Genomic DNA, 15,468 nt, shown 5'->3' with positions numbered 1-15,468 from the left:
GCGACACCATCGACTCATGGGGGACCGACACTGTGACCGCGGCATCAACTCCTGCCGGCCCCTCCGCTTCGCCGGAGCCGACGGGGATCCTCAACTCGGCCCTCAAACGCCGAGCCCAGGACCGCTTCTCCGGAACGCTGCGCATCGACGGTGGACAGGACGGAACGGTGACCATGTCGGACGGCCTCGTCATCGCCGCGGCCACACCCGCGTCGCCCGGGCCTGAGTCGCTCCTGTTGCGTTCAGGGCGGATCTCAGATGACGAGTGGACCGAGGCGTTCGCCGCAGCCGCGCCCGCAGGCCGGATGCCCGCCGAGCTGGTCGACCGTGAGCTCCTCGGCTCCGCGGGCCTGCAAGTGCTGACACAGGTGGCGGTCATGGACGCGGTCTTCGCCATGGCGCTGAGCGGGATACAGACCTGTACGGCGATGCCTGCCGGGGAAGACGACCTGGCACCGCTCCTGCCGTCCGACCCGGGCATCGAGGTCGACCGGCTCCTGCGCGAGACGGCCCGCCGGCTCATCACGGCCGTGGAGTGGCGGCCGCTCGGATTGCACATACACAGCAGGCCACAGCGAGCTCACGAGCTTGCGGACCCACCCGTCAATGCCTCGCGTGCTGACGTCCTGGCCAAGGTCAACGGACGCCGCACCGTCCGCGACATCGCCTTCGTCCTCGGCCGCGGCATCTTCTCGGTGATGAACGACCTGGCCGTCCTTGCGCAAAACGGGCACGTGACCTTCCAGGCCCTCCGTGCCGAGTCAAAGCCGAAACCTGACCCGACCCGCCGCCCAGACCAGGCCTCAGCCCGCACATGACAGCCCAGAACAAACCCACGACCTGCTGGGCACTCGTCGCAGACGCGCTTGTCAGCAGTGGGGAGCAGGTCCGCCGCGGGTCGCACATGGTTCGCCTGTGGCGTCGAGCGAATCGATTCGACTTGGTCTCAGCGGCGGGGGGCGGGGCCCGTGCTGGAACGCAGGGAGATGGTCGGGGTCAGCAGGAGGTGCCGGGGCGGGGTGTCGGGCCGGGCGATCTTTTCGATCAGCAGCTCGACGGCGCGGGCGCCCATGTCGGTGGCGAGGACGTCGGCGGCGGTCAGCGGGGGGCGGAAGTTCTCGGCCCAGTGCTGGGCGGCGACGCCGGTGACCGAGAAGTCGCGCGGCACGGCCAGGTCGGCCTGCTCCAGGGCGCGCTGGATGCCGGGCAGGGCGGCTTCGTTGATGGTGGCCACGGCGGTGACTTCCGGTTTCGTTTCCAGGATTTGGCGCATGCAGGACTCGCCGGAGACGATGTCGTCGCCGCAGCACACGTCGTCGCCGTCGATTCCGCGTTCCGTGATGGCCTCGGTGAAGCCGGTCAGGGCCCGATGGGCCGGGCCGTAGCCGGCCGCGGCGAGCTCGGTGGATCTGTTGACCAATGCGATGTGGTGGTGGCCGAGGTCGGCGAGATGGTGCACGCAGCGGGCGATGAGGCCGGCGTAGTCGACGTCGACCCAGGTCATGTCGTCGGGGTCGGCGGTACGGCCGATTCCCACGAACGGCACCGCGGCCTGCTGGAGCCGGGTGACCCGGGCGTCCTCGAGGCGGATCTCCATGAGGATCACCCCGTCGACGCGCCGTCCGCTGACGACCCGTTCGAACGAGCGGTCGTGGTCGCCGCCGGAGGGTGAGAGCAGCACGTCCAGGTCGGCGCGGGCCGCCGCGTCGACGACGCTGGCGACGAAGTCGAGCTGCATGTCGGTGAGCCGCCGTCCCGCCGGCGGAATGACGAGCCCGATGGTGCGGGTCCGGCCCTCCTTCAGCGCGCGCGCTGCGGCGTTGGGCCGGTAGTCCAGCTCGTCGATGACCTCCTGGATGCGGCGGCGCGTCGCCTCCGATACGGTTCGTTTCCCGCTCAGCGCGTAGGAGACGGTGCTGCGCGAGACCCCCGCCCTACGGGCGATCTCCCCGATGTTCAAACGCTTCCTCCCGTAGTCGCGGTCTCGTCATCGAATCGATTCGATCAGGCTAGACCCGCCATTTGTGCCTGTCAATGTCGCAGCTGGTGGACCTGGGGGAATCTCATCTCGAAGTATTGACTTGGATCACATTGCCATCTTACGTTCTGTCGAACCGATTCGCTGCGACGGTTCGCAACACAACGGAAGCGGCCCGGAAACACGATCCGGGCCGGGCCGACGTGCGGGAGCGGCTCGGATCTGAGGAGGCAACCATGAACCCTAGGATCGCCCGGCGCCGGGCGCTGTGCGCTGGTTTCGCCGCATTCGTCCTGGCAGGCGGGCTCGTCGCCTGTGGCGGCGGTGGGAGCGGAGCCGGCGACGCCGGATCGAGCACCTACACCATGTGGGATCCGTACCCGCAGTTCGATGACAGTTCGGCCTGGGTGAAGCTGCTGAAGGACTGTGGCACCAAGGCCGGGGTCACGGTGAAGCGCACCGGTTTCGACACCAGCGACCTGACCAACAAGGCGATGTTGGCGGCGCAGCAGGGCAACGCCCCCGACGTCCTCATCGTCGACAACCCGGTCGTGTCCTCGCTGGCCGAGGCCGGCGTGCTCACCACGACCGAGGAAACGAAGATCGACACCTCCGCGTTCGATGCCAACCTGCTCGGCGCGGGCCAGGGGGACGGCAAGACCTACGGCGTCCCCATCGGCGCGAACACCCTGGCCCTCTACTACAACAAGGAGGTCCTGAAGAAGGCCGGCGTGGACATCGCGTCGGTCAAGGACTGGGCCTCCCTGAACGCGGCGCTGGCCAAGGTGAAGACGGCGGGCAAGAAGGGGATCACCTTCTCGGCGGTCGGCACCGAAGAGGGCAGCTTCCAGTTCCTCCCCTGGTTCTGGGGCTCGGGCGCCGCACTGACCAAGCTGGACTCCCCGCAGGCCGTCTCGGCGGTGTCGCTGTGGGCCGACTGGCTGAAGAAGGGGTACGCGCCCAACTCGGTCATCAACAACACCCAGACCACGAGCTGGCAGGAGTTCGTCACGGGGGACTACGCGTTCGCCGAGAACGGCACCTGGCAACTGGCCAACGCGAAGAAGGCCGGCTTCGACTACGGCATCATCCCGATCCCGGGCGTCAACGGCGGCACCGCGCCCGCACCGACCGGCGGCGAGTTCGTGACCGTCCCCGTTCAGAAGCAGACCGCTCGCTACGCCACCTCCCTGAAGTTGCTGCAGTGCCTGACCAGCACCGACAACCTGTTCACGACGGACAACACGCTGTCCTACGTCGCCCCGACGGCAGCGGTGCAGGCCAAGCAGGTGGCAGCCGACCCCGATCTGAAGGTGTGGGTGGACGCCGTCAAGGCGGCCAAGGGCCGGACCGGCGACGACCTGGGCACCAAGTACCCGAAGATCTCTGAGCAGATGTGGACCGCCGTCCAGTCGGCGCTCAGCGGCAAGGCATCGCCGCAGGACGCGATGGCCAAGGCGCAGACCGCGGCTGCGAACGCCGGCTAGTGGCCTTGGACGGGACTTCGATTCGATGAACCACTCGACACAGACGCCGCTGCGACCGTCTGTGCGCGGTCTGGACGGGGAGGACGCGTCCTCTCCGTCCAGGCGCGGCAGCGGTCGGCGCAGGTGGCTGAGCCGCAGGCGGGTGGCCCGCTCGCGGCGGCCGCGTTCCACGACCTGGGCCGCCTGGGCCTTCCTGGCCCCGGTGACCATCTACCTGCTTTTCTTCTTCGCCTACCCCCTCTACCGCAACCTCGACCTGAGTCTGCGCGACTACAACGTCCGTTCGTTCGTGCAAGGCGGCGCGGAGTTCGCCGGCCTGGAGAACTACCGGACCGTGCTGGAGGATCCGGCCTTCTTCCCCGCGCTGGCGCACACGGCCCTGTTCACGGTCGTGTGCCTGGTCTTCCAGTTCACGATCGGACTGGCGCTGGCGGTGTTCTTCAGCCGCTCGTTCCGCCTGTCGGTGACGCTGCGCGGGCTGTTCCTGGTGCCCTGGCTGCTGCCGCTGATCGTGTCGGCGTCCACGTGGGCGTGGATGCTCAACAGCGAGTCGGGCGTGGTCAACTCCGCGCTGGGCCTGGCCGGGATCGACCCGGTCAACTGGCTCACCTCGCCGGACTGGTCCCTGGCCTCTGTGATCATCGCCAACATCTGGATCGGGATCCCGTTCAACCTGGTCATGCTCTACAGCGGGCTGCAGAACATCCCGGCCCAGCTCTACGAGGCCGCCGCCCTCGACGGAGCCGGGGGCTGGCGGCAGTTCTGGAGCATCACGCTGCCACTGCTGCGCCCGGTCACGGCGATCACGCTGCTGCTGGGGCTGGTCTACACCGTGAAGGTCTTCGACATCATCTGGATCATGACCAAGGGCGGCCCGGCCGGCTCCTCGGGCACCCTCGCGACCTGGTCGTACCAGCTCGGCTTCGGCAACACGCTGCCCGCCTTCGGCCCCGGCGCGGCGGTCGGCAACCTGCTCATCGTGATCACCCTGATCGCGGGGCTGGTCTACCTGCGCGTCGAGCGACGGAGGTACGCGTCATGACTGCGACGACCAGGAGCTGGAGGACGACCAGGAGCTGGAGGGCGACCAGGAGCTGGAGGACGACCAGGACCTGGTGGAGGACGCTGGCCGGGCTGGCGCTGACCGCGATCATGTTGTTCCCGGTCTACTGGATGATCAACGTGTCGTTCACCAAGGACCGGAACATGCGCAAGAGCCCGCCGGACCTCTTCCCGGTGGACGGCACACTCGACGGCTATCGGGCGGTCCTCGACCAGCAGCTGCCCTATCTCGGCACGAGCCTGCTCATCGGAGTGGGCACGGTGGCGCTGACGGTGGCACTCGCCGCTCCCGCCGGGTACGCGTTGGCCAAGCTGCGCCCTGCGGGCGGCGGGCTGCTCGGATTCGTGCTGCTGATCGCGCAGATGATCCCCGCGATCATCATGGCGATGGGCTTCTACGCCGTCTATCTGAGACTGGGCGTGCTCAACACCGTCGGCGGCCTGGTCATCGCGGACTCCACCATCGCCGTCCCGTTCGCCGTGCTGGTCTACACCGCGTTCATGTCCGGGATCCCGGACGAGCTCATCCAGGCCGCCAAGATCGACGGAGCGGGCGTGCTGCGCACGTTCTGGTCGGTCGTCATGCCGGTCAGCCGCAACGCCACCATCACCGTGTCGCTGTTCGCCTTCCTGTGGGCGTGGTCGGACTTCGTCTTCGCCTCCACCCTCGACGGGAGCGGGACGCTGCGCCCCATCACGCTCGGGATCTACCGCTACATCGGCAACAACAACCAGGAGTGGAACGCGATCATGGCCACCGCGGTCGTCGCGTCGGTTCCGGCCACGGTGCTGCTGGTCATCGCGCAGCGCTACGTCTCCGCCGGAGTGACCTCGGGGGCCGTCAAGGACTGAGCATCACCGGCCCGCATACGGCCACCCGCCGAACGCCGCCGCGCCGTCCCCTCGAATGCCGCCGCGCCGTCTCCCCGAATGCCGCCGCGCCGTCCCCCGAATGCCGCCGCGCACCAACGTCACGGCGCGGCCGGTTCGGTGCCGCATGTCCGTGAACGTCACGCGCACACCAGAACAGCCGCGCGTCGCCGCAGAAGTGAGAGTTCCCGATGACCGCCGTCCCTTCGTTCTCCGTCGCCGAGATCCCGTTCAGCCATCACGGCTCCTGGTTCGACATCTCTCCCGTGATCGCCGAAAAGACCTACGCCGACGACCTGCACCTGGTCTCCCACCAGACCGGACTGCACCCGGTGCTCGGTCTCGTCCCCACCGACGGCGACCAGCGGGTCGACTCCGCGGTCACGGCGACCCCTGCCCTGCTCACCTGGATCCACGGGACGGGACGCGTCGAACTGGCCTACGAGGACGCCGACACCATCCGGGTCCGCGGCCGGGCGCTGGGCATGCGGATCGTCGCGGCGAACCCGGCCCTCACCCCGTTCAGCGGTCCCTACTTCTACCGCGACCCCGTCGACGGCGCGTACGTCTACACCCTTTACGAGACCGGACGCCGCTACCGGATCACCCCGGTCAGCGGGCTTCCCGCCGCGGCGCCGGGGACGCAGGAACTGGGCACGGCCGAACGCGGCCTGGTCTTCCCCGCCGACCAGGAATGGGAGGTGGCGATCGAGGAGTACGAGACCGCCCGCCCGCCCTACACCGCACGGGCGCCGTTCGAGGAGGTCGTGCGTGCCGCCCACGACCGGTTCACCACGTTCGTGGACACGATCGCCCCATGGCGCAGTTCCGCCACGCCCGCCGCGGATCTGGCCGCTTATGTTCTCTGGTCGGCGACGGTGCGCCCTGCCGGATTCCTGGCCCGCCCAGGCGTGCTGATGTCCAAGCACTGGATGGACAAGGTCTGGAGCTGGGACCACTGCTTCAACGCCCTCGCCCTCGCCGAAGGAGCGCCCGGCCTGGCCGTCGACCAGTTCCAGCTTCCCTTCGACCACCAGGACGCCGCCGGAGCGCTGCCCGACTCGGTCACACATTCGGAGATCCTCTACAACTTCGTCAAGCCGCCGATTCACGGCTGGGCCCTGCGTCACCTGCGTGAACGGCTTCCCGAGGCGCTCGACCGGGACACCCTGACACAGGTCTACCAGCGGCTCAGGGCGTGGACCGATTTCTGGCTGACCGCCCGGCGCGCTCCAGGGCAGTCGCTGCCGCACTACCAGCACGGCAACGACAGCGGCTGGGACAACGCGACCACCTTCGACCCGGAACGGGTCATCCAGTCTGCCGACCTGGCCGCCTTCCTGGTCCTGCAACTGCGCTATCTCGCCGTTCTGGCCACTGAACTCGGCGAAGACGAGGACGACGCGACCTGGACCATGGCCGCGGACAGGCTGCGTGGCGACCTGATCGACCAGCTGTGGGACGGAGACATGTTCACCGCCCGCGGCGTCGACAGCGGGGGTACATGGGCGACCTCCAGCCTCCTGGACCTGATGCCGATCGTGCTGGGCGAGGAGCTGCCGCGCGGGATCGCCGCCGTCCTGGCCGGGCGGATCAAGGCGCATCTCACCGACTACGGGCTGGCGACGGAACTGCCGGCCTCGCCGCACTACGAGCCGGACGGCTACTGGCGCGGCCCGATCTGGGCCCCTGCCACCGTTCTCATCGAGGACGGTCTGCGCCGCGCGGGCTTCACCGAGCTCGCCGACGACGTCAGCACCCGGTTCCGCGCCCTGTGCGAGAAGTCGGGATTCGCCGAGAACTTCGACGCGCTCACCGGCGCGGGCCTGCGCGACCGCGCCTACACCTGGACCGCCAGCGCCTACCTGATCCTCGCTGCTGCCCACGAACGCCGCAGCGCGGGATGACCCGCCCCCAAGGTGCCCTGAGGAGAACACGCACATGTCCAGAGGAAGACCCAGAGGATGGCGCTCCGCCGCCTTGCTCGCCGCAGCCGTGCTGGTAACCGGCGGCATCGCCGCCCCGGCCGACGCGGAGCCGTCGGTGGTCGCCCCCGGCGACCTCACCATCGACCTTGGCGCCGCCACGGGCCGCTTCCACGGCGGGGCCTCCGGCACGCTTTACGGCCTGTACGGAGACGGCCTCCCGTCACGCAACCTCATCGACGGCATGAACCTGCGGACGGTCTCCACGAAGGCGCAGGACGGGCCGCAGCACCCGGGCGCGGACGCGCTCGAGGTCGTCAAGCCGCTCGCCGACAGCACCAACGGCGACGTGTACATCTACATGACCGACATCTACCGGGGCTTCCCGTACCAGTGGCCGGGCAGCACTCCGGAGGCCAGACTCGCCGACTTCAAGAAGAAGATCGCCGACCAGGTCGACCAGGTGCTCAAGCTGGACACCCAGTATCGGGACAACATCGTCTTCGTGCCGTTCAACGAGCCCGAGGGCAACATGTTCGGCACCGGCCAATGGAGCTACAACAGGATCAGCTGGCTGAGCGACCCGCAGTACTACTTCAAGGCGTGGGACGAGGTGCACGCCTTGATCAAGGGGAAGATGCCCGGCGCGCGCATCGCGGGCCCGAACACCAGCGTGCTCTACAACCAGGTCCAGGGTTTCATGCAGCACGCCGTCAAGGCGGACACCGTCCCGGACGTCATCACCTGGCATGAGCTGAGCGACCCCGCGAAGATCCGCACCAACGTCGCCAGGTACCGCGGCTGGGAGACCCAGGTCTTCAAGGACACGCGGTACGAGGGCAAGCAGCTGCCGATCAACCTCAACGAGTACGCGTTCAACTACCACACCTCGGTCCCCGGCCAGATGATCCAGTGGGTCTCCGCGATCGAGGACTCCAAGGTGGACGCGGACATCGCGTACTGGAACATCGACGGCAATCTGTCTGACTCCGCCGTCCAGTCCAACCGCGGCAACGGGCAGTGGTGGCTGCTCAACGCCTACGGGAAGATGAGCGGCGACACCGTCAAGGTCACCCCGCCGTTCCCGAACAAGAGCTACTCCCTCCAGGCCGTGGCCGCGTACGACAAGTCCAAGGCCCAGGCTCGCGCGCTGCTCGGCGGCGCGTCCGGGGGTGGCCGCGTCCAGTTCCACAACGTCGACCCCAAGGTGTTCGGCGACTCCGTGCACGCGCTGATCACCGAGATCCCCTGGACCGGCCAGATCGGCGACTCCGCCCAGCCAGAGGTCGTCGCGGAACTGGACCAGAAGGTGGTCGACGGGGGAGTCGCGTTCGACTTCGGCTCGGCCGGCCTGCCCGCGCTCAAGGAGGCGTCGGCCTACCAGGTCATCCTCACTCCGGGAGGCGACACGACGTCTCCCGCTGCTGCGCCCAAGCTGTGGAACGGAACCTACGAGGCGGAGAACGCCGAACACACCGGTTCGCCCTACTTCAGGAACGGCCCGGAGGGCACGCCGTCGAACGTGTCGAAGTTCTACACCTCCGGCACCTACAACGTGGGCGGCCTGCGCAGCGGCTCGAACCTCGAGCTCGACTTCAAGGTCTCCGTTCCGCAGGACGGCACCTATGACCTGAGCGTGTTCGCGAACTCGCTCAACACCTTCGACGCGGTCAAGGAGCAGGGCCCGACCAACGTCTTCCTCCGCGTCGATGGGAAGGAGGAGCAAGAACTCCACATGCCGCTCGGCTACAAGTGGGTGGTGTGGGACCACTCCGACACCAAGGTCAAGCTGTCCAAGGGCGACCACGTGATCACCTTGGCGGCGCGCAACCTGGACGGAAGCAAGACCACCAAGGGCGACGCGATCGTCGACAAGATCGACCTGTCCCTGCCCAACCCGGCGGCGACGCAGTCGATCTACGAGGCCGAGTACGCCGACCTCAAGGGCGCGAGCCTGGACTACACCGTCAAGAAGGCGTCATCCTCCGGTGTCGCCGATCTCGACAAGGGCGAGACTGCCACGTTCTGGGTCTACTCCTCCCGCGACGGCGAATCCACGCTGAACGTCGACACCTTCGGCGGCGGCGTGGCCCAGCTCGCGGTCAACGGCCGGAAGATCCGGAACGTGACCGCCTCGTCCAAGGCCAAGGTGTTCCTGTCCGGCGGCGTCAACAAGATCACCGTGACCGGGCAGTATGGGCGCCTGCGTCTCGACAGGCTCCGCGTTCAGCACACCGCCGGCGCACTGAGGACCACCTGGTACGAGGCCGAGAACGCCCAGCGCGCCGGAACCGCGCAGGTCATGGCCTCGTCGCTGGCCAGCGGCGGCAAGGCCGTCACCGACATCGGCGGTGCGCGTGGCAACGGGAACACGCTGGCGTTCAACGTCACCGCCCCGGGCGCCGGACGGTACGCGTTGACGGTCCGCTACTCCAATCCGGAGCAGTCGCCCGCCACGCACTACAACCCCGACCCGCTGGCCAGGCACGCCGACATCTCCGTCAATGGCCAGATGCGGCGGGTGCTGTTCCCCCACACCTTCCACGCCAACAACCACTGGGAGCAGACCATCCAGGTGGACCTCAAGGCCGGAGCGAACACCATCTCGTTCGCCTCCGAGGAACTCCCCAACTTCGACGGAAAGACATACATCTCCGACACCTTCCCGGACGTCCTGCTCCGTTCGAGGTACGCGCCGATCATCGACCGGATCGGTATCACCCCGTTCACTGACCAGAACTGACCGACCCTGATTCAGCCCGGCGCCCCACGACCCCACCGGTCGTGGGGCGCCGCGGGGAGCACGTGACGCCAGTCCTTCGTGACCGTGTGGAAAGCTGCCTAAGGTGTTGGCTGGCTTCGAGGACTTCGCAGAGTTCGACGTCCCCACGTCCGGTACGACGATTCACGGAGTGCGTGGCGGGACGGGGCCGCCGGTCCTGCTGCTGCACGGCATCCCGGAGACGCACGTGATGTGGCATCGGGTGGCGCCGCGGCTTGCCGAGCGCTTCACGGTGATCGCGACCGACCTGCGAGGCTTCGGTGCCAGCGGCACACCGCCGAGCACGCCCGACCATGCGCCGTACTGCATGCGCGCGATCGCACTCGACCAGGCGGAGGTCATGCGTGCGCTGGGGTATGAACGGTTCGCCGTGGTCGGGCATGATCGTGGCGCGCGCTGCGCGTACCGGATGGCGCTGGATCATCCGCAGGCCGTTGCCCGCCTGGCCGTGCTCGACATCGTCCCCACCGGAGATGCCTTCGACCGCGCTGACAGGGACTTCGCCCTCGGCTACTGGGTGTGGTCCTTCCTGGCGGCTCCCGAGCCGGTGCCCGAACGGCTGATCGCGGCGGCGCCCTCGGTCCTGGTGGACCACATGCTGAACGCCTGGTCGCAGGCGCCGGATGCCTTCCCTCCCGAGGTGCGGGCCGCCTACGGCGCGCAGTTCGCCGATCCCGACACCGTGCATGCCGTCTGTGAGGAGTACCGCGCCGCCGCGACCCTCGACTACGAGCACGACCGAACCGACCGCGGCAGGCGGCGCATCACCTGCCCGACCCTCGTCTTGTGGAGCGCGGCCGGACCGGTCGCGGAGTGGTACGAGCCGCTGGAGCTCTGGCGAACCTGGGCCGACGACGTACGCGGCGCCGCCATCGACTCCGGTCACTTCCTGCCCGAAGAAGCACCCGACGAGACCACCCGGCACCTCTTCGACTTCCTCACCGCGACGGCGACCACGCCATTGCTGTGAAAAGGGCCGACGGCCGACCCTTTGTGAGGGTCGGCCGTCGGCGTTCACGGGGTTCGGGTTTGCTATTTGAAGGCGGCCTATTTGAAGGCGGCCGAGAACTGGTTGACGGTCTTGGCGCGTTTCCAGCCGGCGGGCAGTTCGGCGGCCTCGACGCCGACGCCGAACATCTGGGTGTCGCTCCGGCCTTGGAGCCACAGGCCGTCGGTGTACGGCGCGTACAGAGGTGCACCTGCCGGGATGTTCGCCGGTCGCACCACGGTCTCGGCGGGGGAGGGGCTCCAGCCGGTGAGGTCGTCGAGAACCGCCACGACCTTGGCCTGCGGGTTGAGCGCCGCGAGCTTGGCGGGCGAGGTGCTCCCGTCGGTGTAGACCGAGACGTAGACCTTCCCGCCCACCACCCGGCGCGCGTCCCCGTCCAGCACCTTGTGGACGTTGACGACAAAGGTGACGTAGGTGTCCTCGGATCCTGCCTGGGCCGGGTTTGCCGCGGCCAGCCGGATTCCGTTCTCGACCTTGGTCAGCGTCCCCTCGACGATGAGGTCGGCCTTCTTCTTGGCGTCCGCCGGGGACGTCAACGGGTCGTAGTCGGTGTGGACGTTCTGGCCGGCCAGTTCGGTCAGTTCGCGCACCGAGCCCGAGTCGCTCGTGCCGCTGACGGCGGTGGTCCTGCCGCCGGAGTCGGCGCCGGAGCAGGCGGTGGCCGTGAACGCGAGGGCGAGCGCGGCGGCGGACATGACGACGATGTTCGTCTTCATCTTGGGGTCTCCCGCTCGGCTCAGTAGGACGAGTTGATGTGGCTGCGGTCGTGGGCGGTGAAGCTGCGCCAGACGATCGAGCGGCTGGGGACCTCACCCTCGTACATGGCGCACTTATGCGACCCCGAAGCGTGGTGACCGAAGCCGATGGTGTGCCCGATCTCATGCACGGCCGTCTTGCGGTAGTCGTACCAGTCGTCGGTCCCCTTGGCGAGTTGGGGGAAGTCCATCCAGATGGTGGCGCTGTCGCACTTGGGACCGAGGAGCCTGGTGCACTTGGTCCGCCCGCGCACGGCCGCTTCCAGATTCTTGGTACGCCAGACGACGTCGCTCTGGATCGAGCAGCTTTCGTATTTCGCGGACATATCCGTGGTGCCGGCCAGGCGGTTCATGCCCCAGACGGCGGATGTCCTGCGTGCGGACGTCCAGCCGCCTCCGGTGATGCAGTACGTGTGGGTGGCGTTGTCGGCCATCCGCTTCTCGGGCCACGGAGTCGCCTGTGCCGGGGCTTGCACGGCCAAAAGGGCACCAGAGGCGACGGCCGCGACCGTGAGAATCCGGAGTGCGCTGTTCACGCCATGAGCCCGGCGTCTCGGGTTTTCGAGGGGAGGGGAATTTGTCATTTCACCATCTCGTTCGCTTGGGGGGTAAAGGCGCGCCGAGGTTCTTGAGAGGAGCTAAGCCCTTCACAAGTGGTGAAGAAAGATGCCATGGCACTATGTGGACCTAGTGCCGTGGGCCCATGCGCACGGGCAAGCCCGAACTACTGAAAAACCGAACTACTGAAAAGGGAGAGCGGCGTTAGGCGAAGGTGATGCGCCCCGTTCCGTGGACGGTGCCCAGGCCTTGGTTGTGGCAGCGGAGCAGGTCTCCTCTGGGGATGATGCCGCCGCGGGCGTCATGGCCTTTGAGTGGCCCAGAGGTTACGCGGCTGGCGAGCAGCGCGTCGGCTAGGGACGATCGCACTTGGGTCCCGGGCTGAGAGGCGAGCCGGGAGGTCCCTGCATGGCGGCCGTGCTGGTCGCGCCATGTGATGGCGGCGGTGCCGCGCAGATCGCGGGCGCCGGTGCAACCTGCCAGAGCCGCACCGCGTACCCGCAAGGTGCCCGAGCGAAGGTGGCGCTGTCGTCCGTTGGGTGACCGGCAGTCGCGCAGGGCGAGTGTCGCGGTGATGGCGGTGGGGCGACGTTGGAGTCGCAGGGGCGGGTTGAAGGACACTCCGCGCGAGGCTGTGCTGATCGAGCAGGTCAGGGTGTTGGAATGGCCCTTCGTGGGTGCGACGGCCGCCGGGGGAGTGCTGGCGACCGCCACCGGGGCAGTGCTGGCGACGGCCGCAGAGGTGGTGAGAACGGCGACTGCGAGCAGGCGGCGGGTCGACACGGCGGATCTCCACGTTGAGTGAACAAATGCTTCCTCTCAGTAGTATGACGTACGGATGATCTTTAGGGCCGTATCCAGGTCTCGTGTCGCGGGGGGAAATTTCATGGTCATGACTCAGGACGGCCAATCGGCGCCCCCCGCACGCCGACCGCAGCACGGGGGAGTGCTGCGGAGGATCGGGCACCGCATAGTGCGACACCGGGTCAAGGTGATCGTGATGTGGTGTGTGGCGGTGACCGGTTCGTTGATGCTCCTGCCCTCACTGGCAGGTGATCTGGACGCTCCATCGTTGCGGGTGGCCGGGTCCCCGGCTGATGTCGCGGCGGGGACGCTGGAGCGGGGCTTTCCTGAGCTGGGCACCGAGCAGATGGTGCTGGCGTTCTCCGCCGACCACCTCGCCGCCGATGACACGGAGTATCTGGCGGCCGTCCAGGCGGGGCTGGAGGCGTTGACGGCTGGGCCTGGTATCGGCGCGGTGCAGTTTCTGCCTCCCGCCGTTGGTCAGGATCAACGGCACCTGTACGTGCTTGCGGGCTTGCAGGGCGGCGAGAAGCAGTGGCAGGCGCGCCTGCCGGCGCGCCGTGCCGCACTGCAGCGGGCGGTGGCGCGGACGTCGGAGGGGCGCGTGCGGGTCTCGCTCGCCAGCCAGACCGCGATGCTCGGCGAGGTCAAGCGCGCCGACCAGGACGATTTCAAGCGCGCGGAACTGGTGGCGGTGCCGCTGGCATTGGTGGTGCTGATCGCAGGGCTGGGTTCACTGGGCGCGGGACTGGTGCCTTTGTTGATGGCCGGTGTGACGGTTGCGGTGACCAGCGGTGTCCTGGCGTTGTCGGCGCTGGCGTTCGGTTTGCACGTGGACACGTTGATGTTGACGGTCGCCGCCACGATCGGACTGGGGCTAGGCCTGGACTATGGGCTGCTGTTGTTGTTGCGGTATCGGCGGCACCAGGACGTATCGGTCGTTAGGCGAGCCGGCGAGGTGCTGGAGGCGGCGGGCCGCACGGTCGTGTGGTGCGCGTGCGCGGTGTTCGTGGCCGCTGGCACGCTGCTGATGGTGGAGGCCGACATCATCAGGGCGCTGGCCATCTCGGTGATGGTCGCGGCCGTGCTCGCGCCGCTGGTCACGCTGACGCTGTTGCCCGCCCTGCTGGGCGCCTTTCCCCGGCTCGCTGCACCACCTCGCCGGAAGGGCGAAGGCACGGAGGAAGGGGGATGGGAACGGTGGGCCCGCCACCTGATGCGGCGGCCTGTCCGGTACACGGTCCTGGCGGGCGGTCTGCTCGTGCTGGCGGTGGTGCCGGTGGCGGGACTGCGGTTGGGGCTGGACTTTGACCGGAACTCGTTGCGAGGCACCGATCCGGGCCGGGCGATCGCACAGATGGAGTCTGATCGGATCGCCGGGATCACGGTGCTGGCGCTGCCGCACCGGGGGCGGCTGACGGAGGTGTCCGGGCAGGTGGAGCGGCTGCGGGCCGATCCGCGTGTGTCGGTCGTGGTCCCGGTGGACAACGGCCGTGACCTGACGGCCGTGCTCATCGCGACGCGCAGCGCATCCGACCACCCGGCCATGGCGGCGCTGGTGGAGGACTTGCGGCCCATGGGGCAGGTCGCCGGCGCCGCCGCGGTCCTGGTGGATCTGAAGCAGGAGTGCTCCAAGCGGTTGTGGCAGGTCGCCGCCCTCGTGCTGGGCTGTTCACTTGTGTTCCTCATGGCGGCGCTGCGCAGCGTGCTGCTCCCGGTCAAGGCCGTGGTGATGAACGTGCTGGCGACCGGTGCGGCCTTCGGTCTGCTGGCGCTGGTCACCGATCAACAGGTCAATGTGCTGCTGCCGTTGCTGACGTTCACCTTGGTGTTCGGCCTGTCGATGGATTACGAGGTGTTCCTGGTGCACCGCATCGCCGAGCACTACCGCACAGGTGGCGACAACACCGATTCCGTTGCGCTGGGCCTGCGCGACACCGCCCGCCCGATCACACTGGCCGCGGCCGTGCTCATCGTCACGTTCGCAGCGCTGCTCACCGCCGACCGACAGGAACTGCGGCAGCTGGGGTTCCTGGTGGCGGTCGCGGTGACACTGGATGTCACGCTGATCCGGCTGGTGCTGGTCCCGGCGCTGATGCGGTTGCTGGGGCGCTGGAACTGGTGGCTGCCACTGCGTGCTGAGTGTCTTGCGGAGAGGCACCCAGTCGCAGCAGGAGCGCCGCGGTGATGTCGTTGATCGCACCGCCACCGCTCAGCAGCTCCATCGGCGGTATCTCG

The 15,468-nt window shown here is 68.2% G+C and carries 12 protein-coding genes; 8 read left to right on the top strand and 4 right to left on the bottom strand.

What is annotated here, in order from left to right:
* Positions 1 to 32: 32 nt before the first annotated feature.
* The gene (locus tag ACH34W_RS08225; protein ID WP_395960144.1) at positions 33 to 818 is read left to right on the top strand and encodes a hypothetical protein; all 786 of its coding nucleotides are present in this window, start codon (positions 33 to 35) and stop codon (positions 816 to 818) included.
* Between the two features lie 128 nt (positions 819 to 946).
* Here ACH34W_RS08225 and ACH34W_RS08220 read toward each other — a convergent pair whose 3' ends face one another.
* On the bottom strand, positions 947 to 1,960 hold the full coding sequence (locus tag ACH34W_RS08220) for a LacI family DNA-binding transcriptional regulator (RefSeq protein WP_395960143.1): 1,014 nt from the start codon (positions 1,958 to 1,960) through the stop codon (positions 947 to 949).
* A gap of 254 nt (positions 1,961 to 2,214) precedes the next feature.
* Here ACH34W_RS08220 and ACH34W_RS08215 point away from each other — a divergent pair, with 254 nt between their 5' ends.
* The 6 genes from ACH34W_RS08215 to ACH34W_RS08190 all read left to right on the top strand — a co-directional run bounded on the left by ACH34W_RS08215 (position 2,215) and on the right by ACH34W_RS08190 (position 11,074).
* Complete coding sequence (locus ACH34W_RS08215; RefSeq protein WP_395960142.1) at positions 2,215 to 3,465, top strand: extracellular solute-binding protein; 1,251 nt, start codon at positions 2,215 to 2,217, stop codon at positions 3,463 to 3,465.
* Between the two features lie 25 nt (positions 3,466 to 3,490).
* Positions 3,491 to 4,507, top strand: a complete 1,017-nt coding sequence (locus tag ACH34W_RS08210; protein WP_395960141.1) for a carbohydrate ABC transporter permease — start codon at positions 3,491 to 3,493, stop codon at positions 4,505 to 4,507.
* Entirely contained in the window at positions 4,504 to 5,379 is an 876-nt protein-coding gene (locus ACH34W_RS08205; protein WP_395960140.1) for a carbohydrate ABC transporter permease, read from the top strand. The genes ACH34W_RS08210 and ACH34W_RS08205 overlap by 4 nt, the downstream gene beginning before the upstream one ends.
* 209 nt (positions 5,380 to 5,588) lie before the next feature.
* Positions 5,589 to 7,304 carry an amylo-alpha-1,6-glucosidase gene (locus ACH34W_RS08200; protein ID WP_395960139.1) on the top strand — a complete coding sequence of 572 codons (1,716 nt, stop codon included), beginning with the start codon at positions 5,589 to 5,591 and terminating at the stop codon, positions 7,302 to 7,304.
* A gap of 34 nt (positions 7,305 to 7,338) precedes the next feature.
* Entirely contained in the window at positions 7,339 to 10,065 is a 2,727-nt protein-coding gene (locus tag ACH34W_RS08195) for a CBM35 domain-containing protein (RefSeq protein WP_395960138.1), read from the top strand.
* Between the two features lie 103 nt (positions 10,066 to 10,168).
* Positions 10,169 to 11,074 carry an alpha/beta fold hydrolase gene (locus tag ACH34W_RS08190; RefSeq protein ID WP_395960137.1) on the top strand — a complete coding sequence of 302 codons (906 nt, stop codon included), beginning with the start codon at positions 10,169 to 10,171 and terminating at the stop codon, positions 11,072 to 11,074.
* A 77-nt stretch (positions 11,075 to 11,151) separates the two neighbouring features.
* Here the strand turns inward: ACH34W_RS08190 and ACH34W_RS08185 are convergent, their stop codons facing one another.
* The 3 genes from ACH34W_RS08185 to ACH34W_RS08175 form a co-directional block, all read right to left on the bottom strand.
* Positions 11,152 to 11,829, bottom strand: coding sequence for a hypothetical protein (locus tag ACH34W_RS08185; protein WP_395960136.1), 678 nt, complete (start codon positions 11,827 to 11,829; stop codon positions 11,152 to 11,154).
* Between the two features lie 20 nt (positions 11,830 to 11,849).
* A complete protein-coding gene (locus tag ACH34W_RS08180) occupies positions 11,850 to 12,404 on the bottom strand; it encodes a hypothetical protein (protein WP_395960135.1) in 555 nt (184 codons plus the stop codon).
* Between the two features lie 226 nt (positions 12,405 to 12,630).
* Complete coding sequence (locus ACH34W_RS08175; RefSeq protein ID WP_395960134.1) at positions 12,631 to 13,209, bottom strand: hypothetical protein; 579 nt, start codon at positions 13,207 to 13,209, stop codon at positions 12,631 to 12,633.
* A gap of 232 nt (positions 13,210 to 13,441) precedes the next feature.
* On the opposite strand from ACH34W_RS08175, the gene ACH34W_RS08170 reads away from it, so the two are divergent.
* The gene (locus ACH34W_RS08170) at positions 13,442 to 15,418 is read left to right on the top strand and encodes an MMPL family transporter (RefSeq protein WP_395960133.1); all 1,977 of its coding nucleotides are present in this window, start codon (positions 13,442 to 13,444) and stop codon (positions 15,416 to 15,418) included.
* Positions 15,419 to 15,468 lie beyond the last annotated feature (50 nt).

It is taken from the genome of Actinomadura sp. 6N118 (assembly GCF_044326415.1).
Taxonomy (GTDB): Bacteria; Actinomycetota; Actinomycetes; order Streptosporangiales; family Streptosporangiaceae; genus Spirillospora.
The sequence above is the reverse complement of the archived record's forward strand: the minus strand, read 5'-3'. Positions and strand labels throughout refer to the sequence as shown.